General features: G+C 71.1%; 24 protein-coding genes, 1 tRNA gene and 2 pseudogenes. 13 read left to right on the top strand and 14 right to left on the bottom strand.

Annotated features, from left to right (window positions below):
• Positions 1 to 55: 55 nt before the first annotated feature.
• Positions 56 to 403 (top strand): DUF6247 family protein, encoded by a 348-nt coding sequence (locus tag CW359_RS36825; RefSeq protein ID WP_105974606.1) that lies wholly within the window; start codon positions 56 to 58, stop codon positions 401 to 403.
• Positions 400 to 660, top strand: a complete 261-nt coding sequence (locus tag CW359_RS36820) for a hypothetical protein (protein ID WP_105974566.1) — start codon at positions 400 to 402, stop codon at positions 658 to 660. Before CW359_RS36825 ends, CW359_RS36820 begins: the two co-directional genes overlap by 4 nt.
• Positions 661 to 679: 19 nt before the next feature.
• On the opposite strand, the gene CW359_RS36815 is transcribed toward CW359_RS36820, so the two are convergent.
• Positions 680 to 1045: a YybH family protein gene (locus CW359_RS36815; protein ID WP_105974565.1), complete on the bottom strand. Its 366-nt coding sequence runs from the start codon at positions 1043 to 1045 to the stop codon at positions 680 to 682.
• A 103-nt stretch (positions 1046 to 1148) separates the two neighbouring features.
• Here CW359_RS36815 and CW359_RS36810 point away from each other — a divergent pair, with 103 nt between their 5' ends.
• The 3 genes from CW359_RS36810 to CW359_RS36800 all read left to right on the top strand — a co-directional run bounded on the left by CW359_RS36810 (position 1149) and on the right by CW359_RS36800 (position 4008).
• Positions 1149 to 2024, top strand: a complete 876-nt coding sequence (locus CW359_RS36810; RefSeq protein WP_105974564.1) for a LysR family transcriptional regulator — start codon at positions 1149 to 1151, stop codon at positions 2022 to 2024.
• Positions 2025 to 2150: 126 nt separating this feature from the next.
• Positions 2151 to 3548, top strand: coding sequence for a DUF2252 domain-containing protein (locus tag CW359_RS36805; RefSeq protein ID WP_105974563.1), 1398 nt, complete (start codon positions 2151 to 2153; stop codon positions 3546 to 3548).
• A 46-nt stretch (positions 3549 to 3594) separates the two neighbouring features.
• Complete coding sequence (locus CW359_RS36800; RefSeq protein WP_105974562.1) at positions 3595 to 4008, top strand: SHOCT domain-containing protein; 414 nt, start codon at positions 3595 to 3597, stop codon at positions 4006 to 4008.
• A 31-nt stretch (positions 4009 to 4039) separates the two neighbouring features.
• On the opposite strand, the gene CW359_RS36795 is transcribed toward CW359_RS36800, so the two are convergent.
• Complete coding sequence (locus CW359_RS36795) at positions 4040 to 4933, bottom strand: sulfotransferase family protein (protein ID WP_105974561.1); 894 nt, start codon at positions 4931 to 4933, stop codon at positions 4040 to 4042.
• A gap of 31 nt (positions 4934 to 4964) precedes the next feature.
• Positions 4965 to 5450, bottom strand: coding sequence for a GNAT family N-acetyltransferase (locus CW359_RS36790; protein WP_198655523.1), 486 nt, complete (start codon positions 5448 to 5450; stop codon positions 4965 to 4967).
• Positions 5451 to 5747: 297 nt separating this feature from the next.
• Between CW359_RS36790 and CW359_RS36785 the strand changes: the two genes are divergently transcribed.
• Positions 5748 to 6521: a LuxR C-terminal-related transcriptional regulator gene (locus CW359_RS36785; RefSeq protein ID WP_105974559.1), complete on the top strand. Its 774-nt coding sequence runs from the start codon at positions 5748 to 5750 to the stop codon at positions 6519 to 6521.
• A 62-nt stretch (positions 6522 to 6583) separates the two neighbouring features.
• Here the strand turns inward: CW359_RS36785 and CW359_RS36780 are convergent, their stop codons facing one another.
• On the bottom strand, positions 6584 to 7081 hold the full coding sequence (locus CW359_RS36780) for a MarR family winged helix-turn-helix transcriptional regulator (protein ID WP_105974558.1): 498 nt from the start codon (positions 7079 to 7081) through the stop codon (positions 6584 to 6586).
• 89 nt (positions 7082 to 7170) lie between these two features.
• On the opposite strand from CW359_RS36780, the gene CW359_RS36775 reads away from it, so the two are divergent.
• Positions 7171 to 7986: a trans-aconitate 2-methyltransferase gene (locus CW359_RS36775; protein ID WP_105974557.1), complete on the top strand. Its 816-nt coding sequence runs from the start codon at positions 7171 to 7173 to the stop codon at positions 7984 to 7986.
• A 161-nt stretch (positions 7987 to 8147) separates the two neighbouring features.
• Positions 8148 to 8771 carry a Uma2 family endonuclease gene (locus CW359_RS36770; protein WP_105974556.1) on the top strand — a complete coding sequence of 208 codons (624 nt, stop codon included), beginning with the start codon at positions 8148 to 8150 and terminating at the stop codon, positions 8769 to 8771.
• Positions 8772 to 8777: 6 nt separating this feature from the next.
• On the opposite strand, the gene CW359_RS36765 is transcribed toward CW359_RS36770, so the two are convergent.
• Both CW359_RS36765 and CW359_RS36760 read right to left on the bottom strand, forming a co-directional pair.
• A complete protein-coding gene (locus CW359_RS36765) occupies positions 8778 to 9455 on the bottom strand; it encodes a TetR/AcrR family transcriptional regulator (RefSeq protein WP_105974555.1) in 678 nt (225 codons plus the stop codon).
• Positions 9452 to 10471 carry an acyl-CoA desaturase gene (locus CW359_RS36760; RefSeq protein WP_105974554.1) on the bottom strand — a complete coding sequence of 340 codons (1020 nt, stop codon included), beginning with the start codon at positions 10469 to 10471 and terminating at the stop codon, positions 9452 to 9454. The genes CW359_RS36765 and CW359_RS36760 overlap by 4 nt, the downstream gene beginning before the upstream one ends.
• Positions 10472 to 10768: 297 nt before the next feature.
• On the opposite strand from CW359_RS36760, the gene ppc reads away from it, so the two are divergent.
• Entirely contained in the window at positions 10769 to 13510 is a 2742-nt protein-coding gene (gene ppc / locus CW359_RS36755) for a phosphoenolpyruvate carboxylase (protein WP_105974553.1), read from the top strand.
• Positions 13511 to 13577: 67 nt separating this feature from the next.
• Here ppc and CW359_RS36750 read toward each other — a convergent pair whose 3' ends face one another.
• From CW359_RS36750 to CW359_RS36725, 6 genes are all read right to left on the bottom strand, one after another.
• Positions 13578 to 14069 carry a hypothetical protein gene (locus CW359_RS36750; protein ID WP_232838766.1) on the bottom strand — a complete coding sequence of 164 codons (492 nt, stop codon included), beginning with the start codon at positions 14067 to 14069 and terminating at the stop codon, positions 13578 to 13580.
• Positions 14070 to 14134: 65 nt separating this feature from the next.
• Positions 14135 to 14737: an aminoacyl-tRNA hydrolase gene (pth, locus tag CW359_RS36745; protein WP_105974551.1), complete on the bottom strand. Its 603-nt coding sequence runs from the start codon at positions 14735 to 14737 to the stop codon at positions 14135 to 14137.
• Positions 14738 to 14808: 71 nt separating this feature from the next.
• Positions 14809 to 15393: a 50S ribosomal protein L25/general stress protein Ctc gene (locus CW359_RS36740; RefSeq protein ID WP_105974550.1), complete on the bottom strand. Its 585-nt coding sequence runs from the start codon at positions 15391 to 15393 to the stop codon at positions 14809 to 14811.
• 197 nt (positions 15394 to 15590) lie between these two features.
• Complete coding sequence (locus CW359_RS36735) at positions 15591 to 16574, bottom strand: ribose-phosphate diphosphokinase (RefSeq protein ID WP_105974549.1); 984 nt, start codon at positions 16572 to 16574, stop codon at positions 15591 to 15593.
• 78 nt (positions 16575 to 16652) lie between these two features.
• Positions 16653 to 18101, bottom strand: a complete 1449-nt coding sequence (glmU, locus tag CW359_RS36730; RefSeq protein WP_105974548.1) for a bifunctional UDP-N-acetylglucosamine diphosphorylase/glucosamine-1-phosphate N-acetyltransferase GlmU — start codon at positions 18099 to 18101, stop codon at positions 16653 to 16655.
• A 129-nt stretch (positions 18102 to 18230) separates the two neighbouring features.
• A tRNA-Gln gene (locus tag CW359_RS36725) sits at positions 18231 to 18302 on the bottom strand.
• Between the two features lie 335 nt (positions 18303 to 18637).
• Here CW359_RS36725 and CW359_RS36720 point away from each other — a divergent pair.
• Positions 18638 to 19954, top strand: a complete 1317-nt coding sequence (locus CW359_RS36720; RefSeq protein WP_105974547.1) for a sensor histidine kinase — start codon at positions 18638 to 18640, stop codon at positions 19952 to 19954.
• A 169-nt stretch (positions 19955 to 20123) separates the two neighbouring features.
• Here CW359_RS36720 and CW359_RS36715 read toward each other — a convergent pair whose 3' ends face one another.
• The gene (locus CW359_RS36715; RefSeq protein WP_105974546.1) at positions 20124 to 20618 is read right to left on the bottom strand and encodes an SUKH-3 domain-containing protein; all 495 of its coding nucleotides are present in this window, start codon (positions 20616 to 20618) and stop codon (positions 20124 to 20126) included.
• Between the two features lie 113 nt (positions 20619 to 20731).
• A complete protein-coding gene (locus tag CW359_RS36710; RefSeq protein WP_105974545.1) occupies positions 20732 to 21325 on the bottom strand; it encodes a YwqJ-related putative deaminase in 594 nt (197 codons plus the stop codon).
• Between the two features lie 410 nt (positions 21326 to 21735).
• On the opposite strand from CW359_RS36710, the gene CW359_RS36705 reads away from it, so the two are divergent.
• From CW359_RS36705 to CW359_RS46900, 3 genes and pseudogenes are all read left to right on the top strand, one after another.
• Complete coding sequence (locus CW359_RS36705; RefSeq protein ID WP_105974544.1) at positions 21736 to 22752, top strand: SMI1/KNR4 family protein; 1017 nt, start codon at positions 21736 to 21738, stop codon at positions 22750 to 22752.
• A 3-nt stretch (positions 22753 to 22755) separates the two neighbouring features.
• Positions 22756 to 24225 (top strand): annotated as a pseudogene (locus tag CW359_RS47210) (SUKH-4 family immunity protein); the annotation flags it as partial.
• A gap of 846 nt (positions 24226 to 25071) precedes the next feature.
• Positions 25072 to 25364: pseudogene (locus CW359_RS46900) on the top strand (hypothetical protein); the annotation flags it as partial.

The following is a 25364-nucleotide window of genomic DNA, read 5'->3' as shown; positions in this document are numbered from 1 at the left end:
CCACCTCCGCTCCCGGTACCGTACGAGGACCGCACCACCCGCACCGGAGGTCTCCGTGAGCGCCCAGACCGACGGTCCCTACGGACCGCTGATCCCCATGCCCGAGCTGACACCCGACGCGCTTCGGGCAGCGGTCGCGCGGATCGCGCCGAGCCGGATGCCCGCGCTCACCCAGCATCTTTTCGAGGCCACGACCAACGCACAGCAGACCCAGAGCCTCGCTCCCCTGCGGAGCTTCGTGCATTCGTGGGCCGTGTTCGTCGCCATCGAGCGGCACCCTCAGCAGGCGGCCCGCCTGCGTGAGCTGGAGCGGATTGTGGACGGCGGCGAGGCGGACCCGGCCGACGCGATCACCGAGATCCTGCTGATCCGTGAGGCGGCCGAGGCAGAGGCAGGTCTGTGAGCGACTGGACCTGGGACTACAACCCGAGCGAGGAGTACATCACCGGTGGACTGCCTCCCGGTGCCGTCGCCGAGGTGGAGCGGCTGGCAATGGAACTCGCAGCCCTCGGGCCGGACTCCGTGCGGGTAGGCCGCCCCGTGGACAAGGAAGGCGGCCTGCGGGAATTCGATCTCCTCGGCGGCAGAGGTTTCATCAGCTTTCTCGCGGTGCCGCGTCACGAGTGCGTCTACGTGTGCAACGTGACCTGGTACGGCTGAGCCGAGTTCCCGCCGGTGTTCAACGCGCGGGAGGTGTGAACTCGGGCTGGTCCAGCACCCGCAACCAGCTCCCGTCGGGCTGGCGCCGGACGACCTGGGCCCGGGCGCCGGTCCCGTCCTTCGGCGGGGTCGAGGTGAGGGCGATGTCCCCGCTGACCAGGGTCGGCAGCGGGGCTTCCGATGTGAAGCGGGGGCTGGTCGACAGGACCTTTTCCCAGAGCGCCCGGATCGCCTCCCGGCCCACCGTCCGCTCGCCGGGCGGATAGGCCAGCACCGCGTCCGCCTCGTACAGGGCGGCGACCCCGGCTGCGTCGCCGGCGTTGGACCGCTCGACGAACAGACGGGTGATGTCCTCGGGCCGCATGGCCTTCTCGTACTTCGGCACGGGTGTCTCCTGAGGTCGTGAACGGGTGGCCTGCCTCCCAGCCTGGTCAGCGGTCAGTCAGAAGTCCAACAGATGGTTCTTCTGGAAACTAGAATCAACGCTCATGGAACTGAGGCAGCTGGAGTACTTCGTCGCCGTCGCCGAGGAGCGGAACTTCACGCGTGCCGCTGAGCGGGTGCACATCAGCCAGTCCGGTGTCAGCGCCCAGATCCGCAGGTTGGAACACGAACTCGGCGCCGAGCTGTTCGACCGCTCCGGGCGCACCGCCACCCTTACCGTCGCCGGAAAGGCCGCGCTCGAACACGCCCGTGCCGCGCTCGCGGCGGCCGGGGCGGTCGGGCAGGCGGTGGGGGAGGTGACCGGCCTGATCAGGGGCCGGCTCACGGTCGGGATGGTCGTCGGCTGCACGGTCACCCCATTGTTCGTCGCCCTCGCCGGGTTCCACCGCGCGCATCCCGGTGTGGAACTTGCGCTGCTGGAGGACAACTCCGACCGGCTCGTCGAGAAGGTGCGCGCGGGTGCCGTGGACCTCGCTCTCATCGGCACCGCGACCGCACCCCCCGAGGGGCTGGACGCGCTGACCGTCGTCAGCGAGCGGCTCGTGGTGGCCGTACCGCCCGGTCATCCGCTGGCGGACCGGCGCCGGGTCACCCTTCGCGACCTGGTCGCCCACCCGATCGTGTGCATGCCGCCCGGCACCGGCCTGCGCGCGGTGCTCGACCGTGCCTGCGCCGCGCAGGACCTCGAACCCGGGATCGCCCTGGAGGCCGGCTCGGCGGACGCCGTCGCGGACCTCGCCGCCCGCGGGCTCGGCGTCGGCGTCCTCAGCGAGTCGATGGCCACGCACCACCGCGACCGCCTCACCGCCCGCCCCCTCGACGACGTCGACACACCGGCGCTGCTCGCCCTGGTCTGGCGGAGCCCGCACAGCCCCGCTCTGCGCGAACTGCTCGTCCACTGCGGACGGGCGTTCGCCTGAGCCATGCCACCCCACCCGGCCCCTGGCCGAGATGCCCGCCCCTGCCGAGTGTGGAACCGTGGGAGAGGGCCGGGGCCCGGCCGGGGCAGGTGCCCCGTGGCGCGGCTTCGCCCAGGAGGTGGCGTCATGGCCGACCGGAGCAGCGGGGACCCGGAAGAACGGGCGGCGCGGGGACGGGCGGCCCGGGCCGACGCACCCCGATCCGCCCACGCCGAGTACGAGCCCTCGCCGAAACGACCCGACCCCGTGGACGTCATAGAGGCCCAGTCCGCCACCCGCCTCCCCGAACTCGTCCCCATCCGCTACGGCCGGATGCTGGAGTCCCCGTTCCGCTTCTACCGGGGCGCCGCGGCCATCATGGCCGGCGACCTCGCCGACACCCCCCGCACCGGCCTCACCGCCCAGCTCTGCGGAGACGCCCACCTCCTCAACTTCCGTCTGCTCGCCTCCCCCGAGCGCCACCTCGTCTTCGACATCAACGACTTCGACGAGACCCTCCCCGGCCCCTGGGAATGGGACGTCAAACGCCTCGCCGCCAGCCTCGTCATCGCCGGACGCGAGAACGGCTACACCGACGCCGAGCGAGCCGCCGTCGTACGGGCCACCGTGCGCTCCTACCGCGAGCGCATGCGCGCCTTCGCCGGGCAGGGCGACCTCGCCGTCTGGTACGCCCAGGCCAGTGCCGACGTACTCCAGGGCCTGGCCGACGAACGGCTCGACTCGCGCGGCCGGAAACGTACCCGGCAGGCCATGGCCAAGGCCCGCCGCCGGGACAGCCGCCAGGCCTTCGGGAAGCTCACCCGGGTGAGCGACGGCCGGCGCCGGATCACCCCCGACCCGCCCCTGATCGTGCCGCTCCAGGAGCTGATGCCCGGCATCGAGCCCGACGGCATGGAGGACCAGCTGCGCGAGCTGATCCGGCGCTACAGCCACAGCCTGCAGTCCGACCGCCGGCACCTGCTGAGCGGGTACCGGCTCGTCGACATGGCCCGGAAGGTCGTCGGGGTCGGCAGCGTCGGCACCCGCTGCTGGATCGTCCTGCTGCTCGGCCGGGACGACGAGGACCCCCTGCTCCTCCAGGCCAAGGAGGCCGACCACTCCGTACTGGCCCCGTACGCCGGTGCGAGCGACTACGACAACCAGGGCGAACGCGTCGTCAGCGGGCAGCGCCTCATGCAGGCGACCAGCGACATCTTCCTCGGCTGGGAACGCCTCGTCGGCCTCGACGGACGTCAACGCGACTTCTACATCCGCCAGTTGCGCGACTGGAAGGGCATCGCCGAACCCCACCTGATGGTCCCCAGGGGTATGCGCGCCTTCGGCGAACTCTGCGGCGCCACCCTCGCCCGCGCGCACGCCCGCTCCGGGGACCGCGTCGCCATCGCCGCCTACCTCGGCGCGGGCGACACCTTCGACCGCGCGCTCACCGTCTTCGCCGAGAGTTACGCCGACCAGAACGAGCGCGACCACCAGGCCCTCGTCGACGCCGTCCGCACCGGCCGGGTCGGCGCGCAGAGCACCTAGGGAGAACAGAGCACCTAGGCAGACACAGGGAGACAGGAGAACGACCATGAGCGACAGCGTGTACCTGGCATACGACTACCCACTCCTGGGCGCGTTCTGGACGATGATGTGGGTCTTCCTGTGGATCCTCTGGATCATCCTGCTGTTCCGCGTCCTCGGGGACGTCTTCCGCGACGACGACCTGAGCGGCTGGGCGAAGACGGGCTGGACCCTCTTCCTGCTCGTCCTGCCGTTCCTCGGAATCCTCGTGTACCTGATCGTCCGGGGCCGAGACATGGGCAAGCGCGAACACCAGGCGGCCAGGGCACGGCAGGACTCGCTGGACGCGTACATCCGCCAGACGGCGACGGGCACGGGCGGCCACGCGGACGAACTGGCCAAACTTTCCGAACTCAAGAACAAAGGTGACCTGACCGAGGCGGAGTTCCAGCACGCGAAGGAGAAGGTCTTGTCGTCCTGACCGCACCGGGAACGCTGGGAACGCTGGGAAGCTACAGATAGCCCCACGTGCGACACATCTCCCGCAGCACCTCGGGTATCTCCCCGGCCGCCGGCGCCGGCCGGTCCGGCTGCACCTTCCCCGAGCGGATCTTGTCGTTCCAGTCGCCGAAGCCGCCGCCCAGCACCGCGCCCTCCAGGCTGCTGCCGTACTCCAGCATCCCGGGCTGCCACTCCAGGTCCAGGAAGTCGCAGAGGGCGCGCAGTTCGGTGGCGGGGTCGGCGGTGAGATCCTCGTACGTGAGGATGTGGCCGCCGAGTTTCGCGTGGGCCTCCTCCATCGCCACCATGTACTGCAGCACCCGGGCCGCCGCCTCCTCCCGGGTACGGTCCGGCACCGCCTCGTGCCACGAGCGGGCGACCGCGGCCGGGTGCCGGCGCAGGAAGACGAAGCGGGCGTCGGGCCAGGTCTCGGCGATCCGCTGCCACTGGAAGGTGTTGCCCGGCGTCTTCTCCACGATGAACGGCTTGCCCGACTTGACCAGCTCCCGGTGCAGGGCCCGGTCCCAGAGCAGGCCCTCCAGATCCTCGTAACCGAGCCCGAGCGCCTCGAAGGAGCGTTCGGTCGGGCTGCCCGACTTGAAGTAGACCTCCAGGCCGGTCAGATGCAGTTCGTGCGAGGCGTGCAGCTCGGAATGGGCGCCCAGCATCATGCGCAGCAGAGTGGAGCCCGAGCGGACGGGCGCCAGCACGAACACCGGGCGGTCGAGGAGGCGGTCGAACTCCGGGTCCACGGGGTGCCGGGGCGCGGCCGGCGGCCGGGCCGGCCTGGGCTGCCGCGGCTTCGGCACCGCGTTCAGACCGTCGGCCTTCGGCGCCGGGACCCGGCGGACCTGGAAACCTGTCGTGTCGGCCAGCTTGGAGTTCAGCTTCCGCAGGATGCTCATGGTCCGGCACGCTAGAACTCTTACCTGAGACTTACCTTGGCCTCACCTGAGACGGGCCTGAATGCCCCAGCCGCTTCGTCAGCGTGTACTCCGTCACCCCCGGCGGATAGTCCGGGATCACACACACCACCTCGTACCCCTGCTTCCGGTAGAAGTCCGGCGCCTGGAAGTCCCACGTCTCCAGGCGTACGTGGCTGCACGCGCGCTCCTCGCGCGCCTTGCGCTCCGCCTCCGCGAGGAGCCGGGAGCCCAGGCCCGCGCCCCGGTGCACGGGGTCGACCCAGAGGTACTGGACGTGCAGCCAGGTCGTCCAGGTGTAGCCGACCGCACCGCCCGCCAGTTCGCCACGCTCGTCCAACGCCCATACGTGGAGCGGAAGTTCGCGTTCGGCGGGGGTGCCGCGCAGGGCGCGCAGGACGGGGGAGGCCGTCGTGTTCGCGTCGCGCAGCCCCGCCCGGAGCAGAGTGAGCCATTCCTTGTCGACTTCTGTCTCAATACGAAACATGCGGCACACCATAAACGCGCTGGCCAATCAGTTCTGCGAATTACCTTCCGCTCCTGCCTCCCGGCCGTACCCTGATGAACAGCACCGGTGGGGGCCGGTGCTGATCAGGGGGCGAGACAGTCGGGTACGACGCCCGGAGTGGGGGTAGCAGTCATCGCACGGCGGCGGCCGTGTCCCAGTGACTGCGACAGCCCCGTCCCAGGCCAGAAGCAACAGCCGGGGACTGCTCCGGGCGTCGTGTCCGCACGGGGTGTCCCCCCGACGATTGGGTGTCCCCAGCTCTTGAGGAGCTCGGGGAAGGGGGTTTCAGTGGTTCGCATCCGAGTCCTGGTCGTCGACGACCACCGTATCTTCGCCGAGTCGCTCGCCGCCGCACTGGCCGCGGAGCCCGACGTCGACGTCTCCGCCGCCGGCAGCGGTCCCGCCGCGCTGCGCAGTCTGGAGCGCGCGGTGGCCGAGGGCCGCCGGTTCGACGTCCTGCTCGTCGACTCCGACCTGGGCGGCAACGTCCCGGGCGCGCGTCCGGCGGTGCCCGTGCAGGAGGGCAACGAGGAAGGGCTGGTCGACGGCATCTCGCTGGTCGCGGGCGTCCGTACGGGCCATCCGCATGTACGGATCGTCGTCCTCGCCGAGAAGGACGACCCGCGCCGGGCCGCACTCGCCCTCCAGGCGGGGGCCTCCGGCTGGGTCGCCAAGGACTGCTCGCTGTCCCGGCTGCTCACGGTCATCCGGGGCGTCCTGCGCGACGAGACCCACCTCCCGCCCGCCCTGCTCACCGGCGTCCTGCGCGAACTGACCGCCGCCCGCAAGCACCGCACCGAGAGCGAACGGCTCGTCGAGTCCCTCACTCCCCGGGAGCGGGAGGTACTGCGGTGCATGGTCGCCGGGCTGGGGCGGAAGGCCGTCGCCGAGCGCCTGTTCCTCTCCCCGCACACGGTCCGCACACACATGCAGAACGTGCTGGGCAAACTCGGCGTCCACTCCACCCTCGCCGCCGTCGCCCTCGCCCGCCGGGCCGGGGTCGGCCCCGTCGACCTGGGAACCACGAACCGGCTGGGCGTGGAGGAGAGCAGCAGCGCGTAGCGGCGACCGGGCAGGAACTCCGGTACTCGCGGTACCCCCGCTACCCCCCGCAACCCTGCTGATCAGCCGGGGATGTTGTCGAACGGCGCGGTCAACTGCCGCAGCAGCCCGGCGAGTTCGCCCCGCTGTGCGCGCGACAGCTCGGCCAGGATGGCGCGTTCCTGGTCCAGCAGCCCGGCGAGCGCCTGATCCGCCCTGTCCTGCCCCTCGACAGTGAGCCGCACCAGCACACCCCGCCGGTCACTGGGATCGGGGAGCCGCTCGACCAGGCCCTTCTTCGTCAGCCGGTCGATACGGTTCGTCATCGTGCCCGAGGTGACCAGGGTCTGGGTCAGGAGCTGTCCGGGGGAGAGCTGGTACGGGTTCCCGGCCCGCCGCAGCGCCGTCAGTACGTCGAACTCCCATGGCTCCAGGGCGTGCTCGGCGAAGGCGAGCCTGCGCGCACGGTCCAGATGCCGGGCGAGCCTGCTGACCCGGCTGAGCACTTCGAGTGGTTCCACGTCGAGGTCCGGGCGCTCCCGGCGCCACGCAGCGACCAGCCGATCGACCTCGTCCTCCATGACGATCAGTGTAGTGGTTGTGTCGACGTGAAGTCTCTTGGCATCAAGTCTCTTGACGTCGAGATAAATATGGGGGGAGAGTGGGAGCCATGACGACGACCCCCACCTGGGACCCGGCCCAGTACCTGCGCCACGCGGACCACCGCACCCGCCCCTTCACGGACCTGCTGGCCAGAGTCCCCGCCCTCCCTCACACCACCCGTCCCCGCATAGCGGACCTTGGCTGCGGCGCGGGCAACGTCACCACACTCCTCGCCGACCGCTGGCCCACCGCGCACATCACCGGGTACGACAACTCGGCACCGATGCTGGAACGCGCGGCGGGTTACGCGGGCCCCACGGCGGGCGGCGGACACCTCGACTTCGCCCACGCGGACGCCTCGGCGTGGGCGCCCTCGGAGACGTACGACCTGATCGTGTCGAACGCGGCCCTCCAGTGGGTCGAAGGCCACCTGGACGCCTTCCCGGCCTGGCTGGACGCGCTCGCCCCCGGCGGCACCTTCGCCTTCCAGGTCCCGAACAACCTGGACGCCCCCCTGCACACCCTGATGCGCGAACTGGCCACGGGCGCCCGCTGGCGAAGCCGCCTCGGCAAGGCACTCCGCCGGGACGACTCGGTCCACGTCCCCCTCGTCTACCTGGACCGCCTGGCCCGCCTGGGCTGCGAGCCGGACGTATGGGAGACGACGTACCTCCACGTCCTGGCAGGCGGGGACCCGGTCCTCGACTGGGCCAAGGGCACGGGCCTGCGCCCGGTACTGACGGCCCTGGCGGCCGACCCGGAGGCAAGGGACGCCTTCCTGACGGAGTACCGCGACCTGCTGCGGGCGGTGTACCCGACGGAGGGGTACGGGACGGTACTGCCGTTCCAGCGGTTGTTCGTGGTGGCGCGGAAGGGTGAGTGAAGGGTGATCACCGCCGTGGGCATCGCCCTGCGAGGCGCGATCACTCGTTCGGATGATCAGGTGAGAAGGGGCGGCACCAGGCGTTTCGCCTCCGTAGCGTTCGGGTGTCGCTTGTGCCGCAGTGGCGCCCGCGCCCACACTGAAGGAGGAGGTGCTTCTTGATGACTGCTCTCGCGCATGAGGTGATTCCCGTGATGCAGGACGAGCCGGTCTCGACCCTCGACGAGATCCTTTGGGAGACATGGAAGTCCATGGACCTTCCCGAGGGCTACCGCGCCGAGATCATCGAGGGGTCCATCGAGGTGTCGCCGACAGGTCGCCGTCGTCATGGCGTGCTCATCAACCGCCTTCGCCGGGCGCTGGAGGTCCATCTCGCGCATGGTGACCATGCGCCATACCAGGACATCAACGTCATCCACCGTCGCAAGTCCTGGATTCCCGACCTCTTCATCGCTCCCAGGGACCTGGATGAGATCCCCGACGAGGACGACCTGGGAGTCGACGCGGCGGGAGTTCTCATGGTCGTCGAAGTTGTTTCTCCCGGCCGCCGAAACATCGAGCGCGACCGGGTACGCAAGCGCCGCGAGTACGCTCGGGCGGACATCCCTATCTACGTGATCATCGATGACTTCGATGAGGGTGGCGCTGTGCTGGTGTTGACCGAGCCCGATTACAAGAAGGCCACCTACAACGCAGAGCAGCGTGTCCTCTACGGCGTGGATGTAGTCATCCCGGTCGGCCCCGCCAAGGGCTTCACGATCGGGGACACGGTCACTCGCGCTTGACCCCCGTCAGCTCTTCCGCCGCCCTATCAGATGCGGCTTCGCCTCCAAGCCGTCCAACCCGTGCCACGCCAGGTTCACCAGATGTGCCGCCACCTCCGCCTTCCGCGGGCGGCGTACGTCCAGCCACCACTGGCCCGTCAGGGCCACCATGCCCACCAGGGCCTGGGCGTACAGGGGGGCCAGTTTCGGGTCGAAGCCCCTGCTCTTGAACTCGCGGCCCAGGATGTCCTCCACCTGGGTGGCGATGTCCGAGATGAGGGACGCGAAGGAACCCGTCGACTGGGGGATGGGGGAGTCGCGGACCAGGATGCGGAAGCCGTCCGTGTACTCCTCGATGTAGTCGAGGAGGGCGAAGGCCGCCTGTTCGCAGAGTTCGCGGGGGTGGCCTGCCGTCAGGGAGCTGGTCACCATGTCCAGCAGGCGGCGCATCTCGCGGTCCACCACCACCGCGTACAGGCCCTCCTTGCCGCCGAAGTGCTCGTAGACGACGGGCTTGGAGACGCCGGCCTTGGCCGCGATCTCCTCCACCGACGTCGCCTCGAAGCCCTTCGCCGCGAACAGCGTGCGGCCGATCTCCAGCAACTGGGCCCGGCGCTCGGCACCCGTCATCCGGGTGCGGCGGGGGCGCCGCGGTTTCTCATTGCTCTCAGTGTTGCTGGAGTCGGCTGCCACGGCGTCAATCATGCCGCCTTCGCGGGCTCCTTCCGGCGCCGGGAGCTGTCCAGATCCGTGTTGCGGCGGGAATCGATACGCGAGCGTGACGGCCAGCGCACGTCATAGGCCCAGCCGAGCTTCTCGAACCAGCGGATCAGCCGCGCCGAGGAATCGATCTGCCCGCGCTCCACACCGTGCCGCGCCGACGTCGGATCGGCGTGGTGCAGGTTGTGCCAGGACTCGCCGCAGGACAGGACGGCCAGCCACCACACGTTCCCCGAGCGGTCCCGGGACTTGAACGGGCGCTTGCCCACCGCGTGGCAGATCGAGTTGATCGACCAGGTCACGTGGTGGAGGAGACAGACGCGGACCAGCGAGCCCCACAGGAAGCCCGTGAACGCGCCCCACCAGGACATCGTCACCAGGCCGCCGATCAGCGCCGGAAGCATCAGCGACAGCCCGGCCCAGAGCAGGAACTGGCGCGAGATCGTCCTGATCGCCGGGTCCTTGATCAGGTCCGGCGCGTACTTGTCCTGCGGTGTCTGCTCCTCGTCGAACATCCACTCGATGTGCGCCCACCACAGGCCCCGCAGCAACGCCGGAACCGTCTCCCCGAAGCGCCACGGCGAATGCGGGTCGCCCTCCGCGTCCGAGAACTTGTGGTGCTTGCGGTGGTCGGCCACCCAGCGCACCAGCGGGCCTTCGACGGCCATTGATCCGGCGATCGCCAGCGCGATCCTGAGCGGGCGCTTCGCCTTGAAGGCGCCGTGCGTGAAGTAGCGGTGGAAGCCGATGGTGATGCCGTGGCAGCCCAGGAAGTAGAAGAAGACGAGCAGGCCGAGGTCCAGCCAGCTCACCCCCCAGCCCCACGCCAGCGGCACAGCGGTCAGCACGGCGAGGAACGGGACGATGATGAAGAGGAGGAGAGTGATCTGTTCGAGCGACCGTTTCTGTTCCCCGCCCAGGGTGGCGGAGGGCAGCGGAGTGCCGTCGGGCACGGTCGAGTTCGAAGCGTCGTCGATCACTTCGGAACCGGAGGTGGTCATGCGCGTCCCCTGTGGGGTGGTGGGTCCAGTCGGCTTGGGCAGAACGGGCGGACAGCGGGCGGACACCGGGGTACGGGATCCGAGAAAGCCCTCGGATCCTCAGGCTCCCTACGGTTGCGTAACCTACGGCGTCGTAAGTATGGCAGCGCGTCGCCCGGCGGCAAGAGCCCGAAATTCTGCGCGTCCCCCTCGCCACCTATCCTTAGACCGGTCGGACAGCGCGGTCCGCTTTGTTTAGTTCCCGGATGCCCCGCCCCTATGCCCCGCCGAGCCTCCACACTGCAAGGAGCCGCACCTGTGAGCAGTGCCGACGACCATGGCCAGGCCACGATCACGACCAGCAGCGAACTGCGCGCCGACATCCGGCGCCTGGGCGACCTGCTCGGCGAGACCCTCGTCCGCCAGGAGGGCCCTGAGCTGCTGGAACTCGTGGAGAAGGTCCGTCATCTGACCCGCGAGGACGGCGAGGCCGCCGCCGAGCTGCTGCGCGGCACCGAGCTGGAGACCGCCGCCAAGCTCGTCCGCGCCTTCTCCACCTACTTCCACCTCGCCAACGTCACCGAGCAGGTGCACCGAGGCCGCGAGCTGCGCGCCAGGCGAGCCGCCGAGGGCGGCCTCCTCGCCCGTACGGCCGACCGCCTCAAGGACGCCGACCCCGACCATCTGCGCGCCACGGTCAGGAATCTCAACGTTCGTCCAGTTTTCACGGCCCACCCCACCGAGGCGGCCAGGCGCTCGGTCCTCAACAAGCTGCGCCGCATCGCTGCCCTGCTGGAGACCCCCGTCATCGAGACGGACCGGCGCCGCTACGACACCCGTCTGGCCGAGAACATCGACCTCGTGTGGCAGACGGACGAACTCCGCGTCGTCCGCCCCGAGCCCGCCGACGAGGCCCGCAACGCCATCTACTACCTCGACGAACTGCACGCCGGCGCCGTCGGGGACGTACTCGAGGACCTCACCGCCGAACTGGAGCGCGTCGGCGTCCGGATCCCCGACGACACCCGCCCTCTCACCTTCGGCACCTGGATCGGCGGCGACCGCGACGGCAACCCCAACGTGACCCCGCAGGTCACCTGGGATGTCCTGATCCTCCAGCACGAGCACGGCATCAACGACGCCCTCGAACTCATCGACGAGCTGCGCGGCTTCCTCTCCAACTCCATCCGCTACACCGGAGCCACCGAGGAACTCCTGGAGTCTCTCCGCGCCGACATCGAGCTGCTGCCCGAGATCAGCCCCCGCTACAAGCGCCTCAACGCCGAGGAGCCCTACCGCCTCAAGGCCACCTGCATCCGGCAGAAGCTGGAGAACACCAAGCAGCGCCTGGCCAAGGACACCCCGCACGTCCCCGGCCGCGACTACCTCGGCACCGGCCAGCTCCTCACGGACCTGACCCTCATCCAGACCTCCCTGCGCGAACACCGCGGCGGCCTCTTCGCCGACGGCCGCATGGACCGTACGATCCGCACCCTCGCCGCGTTCGGCCTCCAGCTCGCCACCATGGACGTACGGGAACACGCCGACGCCCACCACCACGCCCTCGGCCAGCTCTTCGACCGGCTCGGCGAGGAGTCCTGGCGGTACGAGGACATGCCCCGCGAGTACCGCAACAAGCTCCTCGCGAAGGAACTGCGGTCCCGCAGGCCGCTGGCGCCGACCCCGGCGCCGCTCGACGCGGCCGGTGCCAAGACGCTCGGGGTGTTCGAGACCGTCAAGAAGGCGCTCGCCGTCTTCGGGCCCGAGGTCATCGAGTCGTACATCATCTCGATGTGCCAGGGCTCCGACGATGTCTTCGCGGCTGCCGTGCTCGCCCGCGAGGCCGGGCTGATCGACCTGCACGGCGGCTGGGCCAAGATCGGCATCGTGCCGCTCCTGGAGACCACCGACGAGCTGAAGGCCGCCGACACGATCCTGGAGGACATGCTCTCCGACCCGTCCTACCGGCGCCTCGTCGCGCTGCGGGGCGACGTCCAGGAGGTCATGCTCGGCTACTCGGACTCCTCCAAGTTCGGCGGCATCACCACCAGTCAGTGGGAGATCCACCGCGCCCAGCGGCGCCTGCGTGACGTCGCCCACCGGTACGGCGTACGGCTGCGGCTCTTCCACGGCCGTGGCGGCACCGTCGGCCGGGGCGGCGGTCCCTCGCACGACGCGATCCTCGCGCAGCCCTGGGGCACCCTGGAGGGCGAGATCAAGGTCACCGAGCAGGGCGAGGTCATCTCCGACAAGTACCTGGTCCCCTCGCTGGCCCGCGAGAACCTCGAACTGACGGTCGCCGCCACCCTCCAGGCCTCCGCCCTGCACACCTCACCGCGCCAGTCCGACGAGTCCCTCGCCCGCTGGGACGCGGCCATGGACCTCGTCTCGGACGCCGCCCACGCGGCCTACCGCCGCCTGGTGGAGGACCCGGACCTGCCGACGTACTTCCTCGCCTCCACGCCGGTGGACCAGCTCGCCGATCTGCACCTGGGCTCCCGGCCCTCCCGCCGCCCCGGCTCCGGTGTCTCCCTCGACGGACTGCGCGCCATCCCGTGGGTCTTCGGGTGGACCCAGTCCCGCCAGATCGTCCCCGGCTGGTTCGGCGTCGGCTCCGGCCTGCGGGCCCTGCGCGACGCGGGCCTCGACACCGTGCTCGACGAGATGCACGAACAGTGGCACTTCTTCCGCAACTTCGTCTCCAACGTCGAGATGACCCTCGCGAAGACCGACCTCAGGATCGCCGCCCACTACGTCGACACCCTCGTCCCCGACGAGCTGAAGCACGTCTTCGACGTCATCAGGGCCGAGCACGAGCTGACCGTCGCCGAGGTCCTGCGCGTCACCGGTGAGTCCGAACTCCTCGACGCCACCCCCGTGCTGAAGCAGACCTTCACCATCCGCGACGCCTACCTGGACCCGATCTCCTACCTCCAGGTGACCCTCCTCAAGCGCCAGCGCGACGCGGCGGCGGCCGGCGCCGAACCCGACCCGCTCCTCGCCCGCGCCCTGCTCCTCACGGTCAACGGAGTCGCGGCGGGCCTGCGCAACACCGGCTGAGCCGGACCCACACGGGTGTGCCCCCGTACACATGAGTCAGATGTGTACGGGGGCACCCTCACGTCGGCTACAACACCACCCACGCCGCCGTCACCAGCGCCAGCCCGCTCCCCGCCAGCGCCCAGCCCGTCCGGGTCAGCCCCAGGCCGCCCGCCACCACGACCGACGCCAGCAGCAGCGCGCCGCCCAGCGGCACCCAGGCGTAGAGGAAACCGGCCGGGCCGGACCGTACGACATCACTGCTGCCGGGCTTCACCACCACGGTGTACGTCTCGCCCTCGCTCACCCCGACCGACTGGTCCAGGACCACCTCGCCGCGCGCCTCGGAGCCCACCGACACCGGCCGGTACGAGCCCGTGCAGACGCCGTCCTCGCACTTCGCCACCGTCATCGTGCCCTGCTCGCGGCCCTTGGCGAGCATCACGTGCTGGGCCGTCCCCCAGGACGCCCAGACGCCCGCGATCAGGATCAGCGCGGCGACCGTACCCATCGCGGTCAGCTGTCCGAACCGGAGGGCGCTGATCGGGGCCTGGCGGGAGGTGGTGGCTGTGGCAGGCATGGCCGGGATCATTGGCCATGCCTCCACGACGAGTCAACCTCGGGCGGTCCGGACGCCCGGACAAGTCAGGAGTTGTACGTGCTTTGCGCCCGCTCCAGCCCCTCGACCACCAGACACTCCACCGCGTCCGCCGCCCGGTCCACGAAGTAGTCCAGCTCCTTGCGCTCCGAGGCGCCGAAATCCTTCAGTACGAAGTCGGCGACCGGCATCCGGCCGGGCGGGCGCCCGATGCCGAACCGCACCCGGTGGTACTCGGCTGTGAAGGCCTTCGTCATCGACTTCAGACCGTTGTGGCCGTTGTCCCCGCCGGCGAACTTCAGCCGCAGGGTGCCGTAGTCGATGTCCAGCTCGTCGTGGATCGCGACGATGTTGGCGACGGGCACCTTGTAGAAGTCCTTGAGCGCGTTCACCGGCCCGCCCGACAGGTTCATGTACGACATCGGCTTCGCCAGGATCACCCGGCGGTTGTACGGCCCCGGCGGGCCGATCCGCCCCTCCACGACCTGCGCCTGTGCCTTGCCGGCCCGCTTGAACTTCCCGCCGATCCGTGTGGCCAGCAGGTCGGCCACCATGAAACCGACGTTGTGCCGGTTGGCCGCGTACTCGGGCCCGGGGTTGCCGAGTCCCACGATCAGCCAGGGGGCGCCCGCGTCGGTCGTCACGTCCATCTCTCCTTGATGCGCGTCGGCCGCCGCCCCCTGGTGGGAACGGCGGCCGATGAACTCTACCGAGTCGGGGATCAGGCCTCGGTGGACGTGGACTCGCCCTCGGCCGGGGCCTCCTCCGCCTGCGCGGACAGGACCTGGAGGACGACCGCGTCCTCGTCGATCGCCAGGGTGGTGCCCTTGGGCAGCGGGATGTCCTTGGCGAGGATGGAGGCACCGGCCTCCAGGCCCGCGATGGACACGGTGACGGACTCGGGGATGTGCGTGGCCTCGGCCTCGACGGTCAGCGTGCTCAGCACGTGCTCAAGGAGGAAGGCACCCGGGGCCAGCTCGCCCTCGGTGTGGACGTAGACCTCGACGGTGACCTTCTCGCCGCTCTTCACGGTGAGCAGGTCGACGTGCTCCAGGTAGCCCTTCAGCGGGTCGCGCTGCACGGCCTTCGGGATCGCCAGCGCGGTGCGGCCCTCGATGTCCAGGGTGAGCAGGACGTTCGGCGTACGCAGGGCGAGCTGCAGCTCGTGGCCCGGGAGCGTGATGTGGACGGGGTCGGCACCGTGGCCGTAGACGACCGCGGGAACCTTGGCCTCGCGGCGGATGCGGCGGGCGGCGCCCTTGCCGAACTCGGTGCGGGTCTCGGCGGTGAGCTTTACGTCGGACATGCTGTGCACTCCTCGTAGATGAGAGACGGACAGGTCACCCGGCCACGAACGGCCTGCTACGAAGAGCGCGTCGATAACGGACAGCCGTACCTGATGGGTACGGCCTCCCTCGCCGAGCAACTCGCACAGACTACTCGGCAGGGGAGGCCATAGAAAAATCGATCATGCAGAAGCGTTCTGCCTCAACGGCGACAGGCTCACTGCTCGTCGAACAGGCTCGTCACCGAACCGTCCTCGAACACCTCGCGCACCGCGCTCGCGATCGTCGGCGCGATCGACAGCACCGTGATCTTGTCCAGGTCGCCGCTCAGCTCACCCGGCGTCGGCAGCGTGTTCGTGAAGATGAACTCGCTGACCCGGGAGTTCTTCAGCCGGTCGGCGGCGGGGCCGGACAGCACGCCGTGCGTGGCGGTGACGATGACGTCCTCGGCACCGTGCGCGAACAGCGCGTCCGCGGCGGCGCAGATCGTGCCACCGGTGTCGATCATGTCGTCGACCAGCACACACACCCGGCCCTTGACCTCGCCCACGACCTCGTGGACGGTCACCTGGTTCGCCACGTCCTTGTCACGCCGCTTGTGCACGATCGCCAGCGGAGCGCCGAGCCGGTCGCACCAGCGGTCGGCGACGCGCACCCGGCCGGCGTCCGGCGACACGACCGTCAGCTTGCCCTTGTCCACCTTGTCGCCCACGTAGTCGGCGAGGAGCGGAAGCGCGAAGAGATGGTCCACCGGGCCGTCGAAGAAGCCCTGGATCTGGTCCGTGTGCAGATCGACGGTGAGGATGCGGTCCGCACCCGCCGTCGCCATCAGGTCGGCGATCAGACGCGCCGAGATCGGTTCACGCCCACGGTGCTTCTTGTCCTGCCGCGCGTAACCGTAGAACGGCACGATCACGGTGATCGAGCGGGCCGAAGCACGCTTCAGCGCGTCGATCATGATCAGCTGCTCCATGATCCACTGGTTGATCGGAGCCGTGTGGCTCTGGATCACGAAGCAGTCCGCGCCACGCGCCGATTCCTCGTAACGAACGTAGATCTCACCGTTCGCGAAGTCGAAGGCCTTCGTCGGGACAACCCCGACCCCCAACTGCTGGGCGACCTCCTCGGCAAGCTCGGGGTGGGCGCGGCCGGAGAAGAACATCATCTTCTTCTTCTCGCCGGTCGTCTTGGTCCCGGTCACAGCACTGTCTCCTCAGAGGTGTCTACAGCGGGGTGTGCAGTTATCACGGTACGACGACTTTGGCGCACCTGTTTCCGGTCAGCTCTCGTGCTCCCGCTGGGCGGAGGCGGCCTCGGCCGCCCTCGCCGCCGCGCTCCCCGGACGCTTGCGGGCCACCCAACCCTCGATATTCCGCTGCTGGCCCCGGGCCACGGCCAGCGAGCCGGGCGGTACGTCCTTCGTGATCACGGAGCCGGCCGCGGTGTACGCGCCGTCCCCGACCGTGACAGGCGCCACAAACATGTTGTCCGAACCCGTCTTGCAGTGCGACCCCACGGTCGTGTGATGCTTCGCCTCGCCGTCGTAGTTCACGAACACGCTCGCGGCACCGATGTTCGAGTACTCACCGATGGTCGCGTCCCCGACGTACGACAGGTGCGGCACCTTCGTCCCGTCCCCGATCGACGCGTTCTTGGTCTCGACGTACGTCCCGATCTTGGACTTGACCCCGAGCCGCGTACCCGGCCGCAGATAGGCGTAGGGCCCGACGTTCGCCTGAGCCCCGACCTCGGCCCCGTCGGCGACGGTGTTGTCGACCCGGGCCCCCGCCCCCACCCGGGTGTCCTTGAGCCGCGAGTTGGGCCCGACCTCGGCACCCTCGGCGAGGTGGGTCGCCCCCTGGAGCAGCGTGTTGGGGTGGACGACGGAGTCCTGCTCGAAGGTGACGTTGACATCGACCCACGTACTGGCCGGATCGATCACACTCACCCCCGCGAGCATGGCCTCGGTCAGCAGCCGGTCGTTGAGGATCCGCCGCGCCTCGGCGAGCTGCACCCGGTTGTTGATCCCGGCGATCTCGCGGTGATCACCGGCGACGGAGGCCCCGACGCGATGCCCCGCCTCCCGCAGGATCCCGAGGACGTCGGTGAGGTACTCCTCACCCTGACTGTTGTCGGTCCGCACCTTCCCGAGCGCGTCCGCGAGCAACTGCCCGTCGAAGGCGAACACCCCGGAGTTGATCTCCCGGATGGCCCGCTGCGAATCGCTCGCGTCCTTGTGCTCGACGATCGCGGTGACGGCACCCGAGGCCCCGTCCCGCACGATCCGCCCGTACCCGGTCGCGTCCGGCACCTCGGCGGTCAGCACGGTCACGGCGTTGCCGTCGGCGGAGTGGGTGGCGGCGAGGGCCCGCAGGGTGGCCCCGGTGAGCAGCGGGGTGTCACCGCAGACGACGACGACAGTCCCGTCGACGGTCCCGCCCAGCTCCTCCAGCCCCATGCGTACGGCGTGACCGGTGCCGTTCTGCTGCGCCTGATGGGCGGTACGGATGGCGGCGTCGGCCTCGGTCAGATGGGCGGTGACCTTCTCACGGGCGTGCCCCACGACGACGACCAGTTCCTCGGGGTCCAACTCACGGGCGGCGGCGAGCACATGGCCCACCAGCGACCGCCCGCACAGCTCGTGCAGGACCTTGGGTGTGGCCGACTTCATACGGGTGCCCTCACCCGCTGCGAGTACGACGACGGCGGCGGGGCGATTGGCGCTCACGGGGTGTGCCCTTCGGCTGCGGAGGGGGCGGGGTGGACATCCGCAGGATACCGGGGCGTTTCGTGGGGGACATGAGTAAGGGCCCTGACAGAGCTGTCAGGGCCCACATTCGGTATCGCTCTGGTATTGCTCCCCCGCCAGGACTTGAACCCGGACAGATGGCACCAAAAGCCACAGTGCTGCCAATTACACCACGGGGGAATGAAGTCGACTGAACCGGACATTTGGTCAGGCCGTCGAATTGGCACCCACCACTATGCCGTACCACCGGCCCTCGATGCGACGGTGTTGCCCGGCGCTCTTGGGTCCGCTCCCGCGCCCCCTCGTGGTCCGCGCGCTTGCCGCACGCGTGTTCCACGGGCAAACCCTCCGGTCGGAATCCTCGCTTCCGGGGTCGAACGGTGCACGATTCAGCAGTTCGAGGGATTCTGGTGGGTTTCGCTTCTGTTCGATTGTGGTGTCGCGGCCCCATGTGGTGTAGGCCAGTCGTCGAAACTCACCGGAAAAGCGGGGTGTGGCGCCCGTAGGCTGGACGCATGACCACTACGGGGGAAGACCACACCGCGGCCCTGACCGGGCCGTGGTGGTGGGCCAGGTGGCGCAGTGCGGTGCTGGACGCGGGGCTCGCGTTGCTGTCCGCGGGGGAGTGCGCGGCGGAGGGGATCCCGTTCGCCAGGGACGCGGGGATTCCCGTGGCGGCCGGAATCGTGTTCGGACTTGTCGCCGGGGCGGTGCTGTTGCTGCGGCGCCGGTGGCCGATCGCTGTCGTGCTGGTGTCCATCGCCGTCGCGCCGGCCCAGATGGGCTATCTGATGGGCATCGTAGGGCTGTACACGCTCGCCGCCTCCGAGCTGCCCCGGCGGATCATCGGGTCGCTGGCCGGGATGGCGATGGTGGGGACGCTCATCGTGACGTTCGTGCGGTCGCACCAGGGGGTGGCGGACGGGGGGCTGAAGATCGGGGACTGGCTCGTTCCCGTGGTCGCGATCACGACGTCCCTCGGGGTGACCGCGCCGCCGCTGCTGCTCGGGCTGTACGTGGGGGCCAGGCGGCGGCTGATGGAGAGCCTGCGGGAGCGGGCCGACAGCCTGGAGCGGGAGTTGCAGCTGCTGGCCGAGCGGGCCGAGGAGCGGGCGGAGTGGGCGCGCAACGAGGAGCGGACGCGGATCGCGCGGGAGATGCACGACGTGGTCGCGCACCGGGTGAGCCTGATGGTCGTGCACGCTGCCGCGCTGCAGGCCGTCGCGCGGAAGGATCCTGAGAAGGCGGTGCGGAACGCCGCCCTTGTGGGGGACATGGGGCGACAGGCGTTGACCGAGCTGCGGGAGATGCTCGGTGTGCTGCGGTCCGGGGACGGGCTGGGGCGGCGGGCGCAGGGTGTGCCGTTGGCGTCGGTGGGGGTGGTGGCCGCCGCTGTCGCCGCCTCGCGGGCCGCCGAGAGCGGTGACGGGGTGGGGGACGGGCCGTGTCTGTCCGAACTGGAGGAGCTGATCGGGCAGTCGGCGGCTGCGGGGATGGTCGTGGATCTGTCGGTGGAGGGGGAGGCGCGGTCGTACGGCGCGGAGGTGGAGCAGACCGCGTACCGGGTGGTGCAGGAGGGGCTGACGAACGTCCACAAGCACGCGGCGGGCGCGAAGACGTATGTCCGGCTCGCGCACCGGCCCGGCGAGATCGCGATGCAGGTGGAGAACGAGCCGCCGCCCGAGCCGTCCTCGGCCTCGCTGGTCGGGCTGCCGTCGGGCGGCAACGGCCTGCTGGGGATGAAGGAGCGGGTGGCCGCCCTGGGCGGCGTCTTCGTGTCGGGGCCGACGGACGCCGGGGGGTTCCGGGTGTCGGCGGTCATTCCGACGTAGGTGTTTCTTGCGGCTTGGGTGGCCTTCCGGCCCAGGTGTCCGTTCGGTTCGCGTGTCTCTTCGGGCCGGGTGTCTCTTCGGGCCCCGGCTGGCCCTCGGGCCGTGCGTCCCTCGGACTGCGGGCCCCTCGGCCCAACCGACTGCCCCTCGGCCCAGGCTTCTTCCCGGCCTAGGGAGTCGTCAGGCGGACCGGTTCCAGGCCGGTGACCAGGGTGGCCAGGGCCTGGTCGATGTCGGGGCCGAGGTACCAGTCGCCGGTGTGGTCGAGGGCGTAGACGCGGCCCTCCGTGTCGATGGCGAGGAGGGACTGGGTCTCTCGTTCCTCGCCGAGGGGGCAGACCTCGGTGTCCAGGGCGCGGCCCAGGTCGGCGAGGGTGCGGGCCATGTGGAGGCCGTGCAGGGGGTCCAGGTGCAGGGCGCTGGGGGCGACCTGGCGGCCGGGGCCGGGGGGTGTGAGGTGCAGGCCGCCGAACTCGGCCCAGGCCTCGACGGCGGCGGGGAAGACCGCGTGGCGGTGGCCGGCGGGGGAGATGTGGCCGCGCAGGGTGTCGGCCCAGTACTCGGCCTGCTTTATGTCCCAGCGGCCTGGCTGCCAGCCGGCGGCGCGCAGGGCGGCGTCCACGGCCACGGGGAAGCGGGTGGTTGACGTGCGGTCGGTGTGCATCTGCCCTTCGATCGTCGAGGTCATGGACCGGCGCGGCCGGGGGTGCGTGCGGCGCCGTGGTGCGTGGTGGGGAGGGGAAGTGGGAGCGGGGGCGGGAGTGGGAGCGGGCGTCGTCAGTCGGTTGCCGACGGGTCGACTATGCGGACGCCGAAGTGGGCGCTGAGGGCGGTGCAGGAACGGCAGGGCGTGGCGAAGCTGCCGTGGAGGGGGTCGCCGTCCTCGCGGATGCGGCGGGCGGTGAGTTTGGCTTGTTTCAGTGCCCTGCGGGCCTCGCCGTTGGTCATGGGCTTGCGGGCGGCGCGGCGGCTGCGGGCCTCGTCGGCGACGGAGATCTGCCGGGATATGAGGAGCGCCTCGGCGCAGCGGCCGGTGGAGCGGTCGCGCTGGACGCTGGTGAGGGTGTCCAGGAAGTCCTGGACGAGGGGGTGCAGCGCGGGCGGCTGGTCGCCGCGTGCCGCCGTGCCGGTGAGGGTTTCGCCGCGTACGGAGAGGGCGGCGGCGACGGTCGGGAGTATGCCGTCGCGGCGGTGGCGGAGGGCCGGGACGCGGGGCGTCTCGCTGGCGCTCCAGCCGACCCGTGGGTCGCCGCCGGGTCTGCCGCCCGTACCGGGCGTTTCGGGCGCGGGTGTGCCCGCCGAGCCCTGCGTCGGTCGTCCCGCGGGCCGCCCCGTGTGTGTCCCCGTCTGCGTCGCGTTCATGATCGTCATCCCCTCCCGTGCCTCCCCCGTACATCCCCCCGGCGGACACAGAGTGCCAAATGGCGTGGCTGGTGCGGAAGCTGGGGCGGTGTGACACGCCAGGGCTTCGGCGTACCGTCACGGCGGGGTGACGGCAGGTCACGGAAGCGGCGGGGCGGTGACCTGTGCCGGTGGCCGGTGCCGGTGACCGGTGTCGGCGTACCGCATAGGCTGTCGGGCAACCGCGATCCACGGCCTCGTCCGGGCGGCTGTCCGCACTGATGTGCTGACGGTCGGGACGGGTTCGGGGGCGTGATCGGGGCGTGAGGTGACGTACGCGCGAGGTGCGCGTGTGGTCCATGTGATGTGCATGTGATGTGACAGACGTACGGCCCGCACTGATGTGCTGGTCCTACAGAACGCCGCAGGGGGCAACCGCCATGACGACAGGTCGGCTCGGGCAGCGAGCCGTGCCGCCGAACGCGGCCTACGCCGGGCAGGTCGTGCACTTCCCGGACCCGGTACGGGCCACCCGGCATCCGAGAGGGGTGCGGGTCGACGAACACGGCTATCCGGACTTCTCGCTCTACGCGCGTGCGGTGGCGGAGATCGCCGAGCCGCCCGAGGGCTTCGGCGTCGACGAACTGCGGCTGACGGACTACGTGTCGGCGAACGCGGCGCTGGCGGCGTCCGGCCACGAGCTGTGGGACACGGTCCCGTCGGTGGCGACCCCGCACGGCTGGACCTGGCACCACGCGCCGGGAGGCCGGCGCCTGGAGTTGGTCCCCGTCGAGGTGAAGGCGCTGCTGCGGCACCACGGCGGCATCGCGACCTCGACGGTCGACCAGTACAAGCGCGGCACGCGCCCCTTGCAGGAGACGCGGCCCGCGCACTTCGCGCTGCCGAAGTCTGCGGTCGCGGTGACCGAGCAGCAGGTCCAGGGCGTCGAGGAGGACCTCGGCTACCGCCTGCCGGGCGCCTACCGCTCCTTCCTGAAGGCGGCGGGCGGCTGCGCGCCGGTGGGCGCCGCGCTCGACGCGGAGCTGGGGCTCCTGATCGACCAGCCGTTCTTCACGGTGCGGGACGAGGCCGCGGTGAACGACCTCGTGTACGTCAACAAGTGCCTGCGTGACCACCTCACCAAGGACTACCTGTGCGTCGGCTTCGTACAGGGCGGTCTGCTGGCGGTGAAGGTGAAGGGCGAGCGGCTCGGTTCGGTGTGGTTCTGCGCGTACGACGACGCGCGTGACGTCGATCCGACCTGGCCGCCGGACGATCGTGTACGACGGCTGCTGCTGCCGTGTGGCGACGACTTCGACCAGTTCCTGTCCCGGCTCGCGGGCAATCCGCCGGAGCTGGAGACGGTGGCGAACCTGATGGTGGACGGCGGCTTCGCACGCGCGGTGCCCACGGCGGACTCGGGGTCGTCCGGTGACTTCGGTGGGGGAGTGAACTGACCGATGGTGACCTTCGCGCAGGCGCAGGAGCGCGCCGAGGAATGGGTCAACGGTGACGTGCCGTCGTACCAGCACCGGGAGGTGCGGGTACGGGAGTTCGAGCTGGGCTTCGTGGTCTGGGCCGAGGACCGGGCCGAGGGCCCGCGCTCGGACGGCGGCGCCCAGCGCCTGGTCCTCGCCCGGGACAGCGGCGAGGCCACGCTGTGGCCCGCGCTGCCGGTGGGTGAGGTCATCCGCCGGTACGAGGAGGAGTACGGCCGCCCGGACGCCGTCGAGGACGCGGTACCGGCGCCTCCGGCCAGGGTCGACCTGAACCAGACGTCGTTCCTGCTGACTCCGCCGGAGTGGCTGCAGGAGGCGGCGGACAAGCTGGGCATCCCGGACCGCCGGGGCGACGCCTCCGGCGGGGGTACGGGCACCTCCGGTGCGCCTGCGGGTGCAGACGCACCGCCGATGGATGCCGTGCCGCCGGGGGCCACGCCGTGGACCGGCACCGACACGACCAGCGTGGACGCGGGCGAGGACCGCTCCGTGCCGCTGCCGGCGACGGTGTTCTCGCCGCCGCTGGGCGAGGAGGAGGTTCCGCGGTCGCGGGACGACTTCGACCGGATCCCTCCGGGTGCTGGAGCGGCTGCGGGTGCGGGAGCGGGAGCGGTTTCTGGCCCGGGGGCAGGTCCGGTTCCGGGCCCGGGTCCGGGTGGCGCTCCGGCGTACGGCTATCCCCAGGCGGCGAGCGGTCCCTCGTACGGCTACCCGCCTCCGGGACGTCCGCTGGCGCCCAACGCCGGCGACATCGCGGACGCGGCGACCAGCAAGGCCCCACCGCCGCGCGGCGCCCGGGGCACGGGCACTCCACCTCCGCCGGGTGCGCCGGGTACTCCGGGGGCGCGGCTGGGGGTTGTGTCGTCGCCGGGCGCACCGGTTACGCCGGGTGCGGCTGGAACAACTCCGGGTGCGCGTCCGGGGGTTGTACCTCCGGTGGCGGGGACCGGGTCTCCGGGTGGGTATGTGCCTACGCAGTTCGTTTCGGCGATTGAGGCAGGTGGGGCTGAGGGGGCGGGCGGCTCTGGCGGGACTGGTGGTCTCGGTTCCGGTGACGGTGGTGCTGCGGCCGGTGGTTCGCGTCCGCCGGGGGCTCCTGGTGCTCCGAATCCGCCTGGGGGTGCGTCGGCTGACGGCGTTCACCACGCCGCGACGATGCTCTCCGGCCCGGGCCGGGCTGGGCCGCCTCAGCCTCCGGGAGGTCCAGGAGTTCTAGGGGCGCCGGGGGTTCCGGGTGCTCCGGGTGCGGCGAACCCGCCGGGCCCGCCTGGTCCGCCGGGGGTTCCGGGGGCTCCGGGGGCGCAGAACGCGCCCGGTGTTCCGGCAGCTCCGGGTGCCCCGAACCGGCCCGGTGCGCCTCAGCCTCCGGGTCCCCCTGGGGCTCCGAACAGGCCCGGTGCTCCCAACTCGCCCGGGGGCGCGACTCCCGAGGGCGTTCACCAGGCCGCGACGATGTTCGCCGACCCGGTCCAGGTCGGCGGCGCGAACGTGCCCCGTCCGCCGGGCGGGCCTGGGGTTCCGCCACCGCCGGGGGCTCCGGGCGTGCCTGGTGCGGTTGCTGGATCGTCGGCTTCCGGTGCGTCTGGTGCCTCTGGCGGGCAGGGTACCTCGGGGGCTTCGGGCTTCCCCGGTGCTCCGGGTGTCCCGGGCGGTGCCGGGGGCCAGGGTGCTGCTGGGTTCCCTGGTGGTCCGGGTGCGCCGGGTGCTTCCGGCGGGCAGGGCGCCCCGGGCGCTTCGGGCTTCCCCGGTGCTCCCGGTACCCCGGGCGCTCCCGGCGGCCAAGGTGCACCTGGCTTCCCGGGTGCTCCCGGCGGGCAGGGTGCCTCGGGGGCTCCGGGCTTCCCCGGCGCTCCCGGTGCCCCAGGCGGTCTTGGGGGCCAGGGTGCTGCTGGCTTCCCCGGCGGCGCCCCCGGTACGCCCGGCGCCTCCGGTGGGCACGGTGCCCAGGGTGCCCCGAGTTTCCCTGGCGCTCCCGGTAGCCCGGGCGGTCCCGGGGCTCAAGGCGCTTCGACCCCAGGTGCTCCCGGTTTCCCTGGCGCTCCGGGTGCCCCAGGCTTCCCCGGCGCTCCCGGCGCTCCCGGCGCTCCCGGCGGCCAAGGTGCCCCGGGCTTCCCCGGCGCCCCCGCCGGGCAAGCCGCCCCAGGTGCTCCCGCCTTCCCCGGTGCCCCTGGAACCCCGGGCACCCCCGGCGGGCAACCCGTCCCCGGAACCCCGGGCACTCCCGGTGCCTCCGCCGGACAAAGCGCCCCCGGCGCCCCGGGCACTCCCGGCTTCCCGGTGTCCCACGGTGCACCCGGCGCCCAGGGCACCCCCGGCGTACCCCCGAACACCCCCCAGCCGCCCCCGCCGCCCGGCGCCCGCCCGGTCCCCGGTATGCCCGCGCCGAGCGGTCAGCCCGTCCCCGGCATCCCGGCGCCCGGCGGTCAGCCCACCCCCGGCCTCGCGGGCCATGTCCCGCCCCCGGCCCAGACCCTCGCGGGCCCCGGCCAGGTGCCCCCGGGTGCGCCCACCCCCGGCTTCCCGCCACCCCCGACCCCCCACCTCTCCACTCCTCCTCACCTCTCCGCACC

The organism is Streptomyces geranii, assembly GCF_002954775.1.
GTDB lineage: Bacteria > Actinomycetota > Actinomycetes > Streptomycetales > Streptomycetaceae > Streptomyces > Streptomyces geranii.
The sequence above is the reverse complement of the archived record's forward strand: the minus strand, read 5'-3'. Positions and strand labels throughout refer to the sequence as shown.

Coding starts and splice junctions, on each gene's coding strand:
- CW359_RS36810 (WP_105974564.1), top strand. CDS start 1,149: ATGGAACTGAGGCAGCTGGAGTACTTCGTCGCCGTCGCCGAGGAGCGG.
- CW359_RS36805 (WP_105974563.1), top strand. CDS start 2,151: ATGGCCGACCGGAGCAGCGGGGACCCGGAAGAACGGGCGGCGCGGGGA.
- CW359_RS36800 (WP_105974562.1), top strand. CDS start 3,595: ATGAGCGACAGCGTGTACCTGGCATACGACTACCCACTCCTGGGCGCG.
- CW359_RS36795 (WP_105974561.1), bottom strand. CDS start 4,933: ATGAGCATCCTGCGGAAGCTGAACTCCAAGCTGGCCGACACGACAGGT.
- CW359_RS36790 (WP_198655523.1), bottom strand. CDS start 5,450: ATGGTGTGCCGCATGTTTCGTATTGAGACAGAAGTCGACAAGGAATGG.
- CW359_RS36780 (WP_105974558.1), bottom strand. CDS start 7,081: ATGGAGGACGAGGTCGATCGGCTGGTCGCTGCGTGGCGCCGGGAGCGC.
- CW359_RS36775 (WP_105974557.1), top strand. CDS start 7,171: ATGACGACGACCCCCACCTGGGACCCGGCCCAGTACCTGCGCCACGCG.
- CW359_RS36770 (WP_105974556.1), top strand. CDS start 8,148: ATGACTGCTCTCGCGCATGAGGTGATTCCCGTGATGCAGGACGAGCCG.
- CW359_RS36765 (WP_105974555.1), bottom strand. CDS start 9,455: ATGATTGACGCCGTGGCAGCCGACTCCAGCAACACTGAGAGCAATGAG.
- CW359_RS36760 (WP_105974554.1), bottom strand. CDS start 10,471: ATGACCACCTCCGGTTCCGAAGTGATCGACGACGCTTCGAACTCGACC.
- CW359_RS36750 (WP_232838766.1), bottom strand. CDS start 14,069: ATGCCTGCCACAGCCACCACCTCCCGCCAGGCCCCGATCAGCGCCCTC.
- pth (WP_105974551.1), bottom strand. CDS start 14,737: ATGGACGTGACGACCGACGCGGGCGCCCCCTGGCTGATCGTGGGACTC.
- CW359_RS36740 (WP_105974550.1), bottom strand. CDS start 15,393: ATGTCCGACGTAAAGCTCACCGCCGAGACCCGCACCGAGTTCGGCAAG.
- CW359_RS36720 (WP_105974547.1), top strand. CDS start 18,638: ATGACCACTACGGGGGAAGACCACACCGCGGCCCTGACCGGGCCGTGG.
- CW359_RS36715 (WP_105974546.1), bottom strand. CDS start 20,618: ATGCACACCGACCGCACGTCAACCACCCGCTTCCCCGTGGCCGTGGAC.
- CW359_RS36710 (WP_105974545.1), bottom strand. CDS start 21,325: ATGACGATCATGAACGCGACGCAGACGGGGACACACACGGGGCGGCCC.
- CW359_RS36705 (WP_105974544.1), top strand. CDS start 21,736: ATGACGACAGGTCGGCTCGGGCAGCGAGCCGTGCCGCCGAACGCGGCC.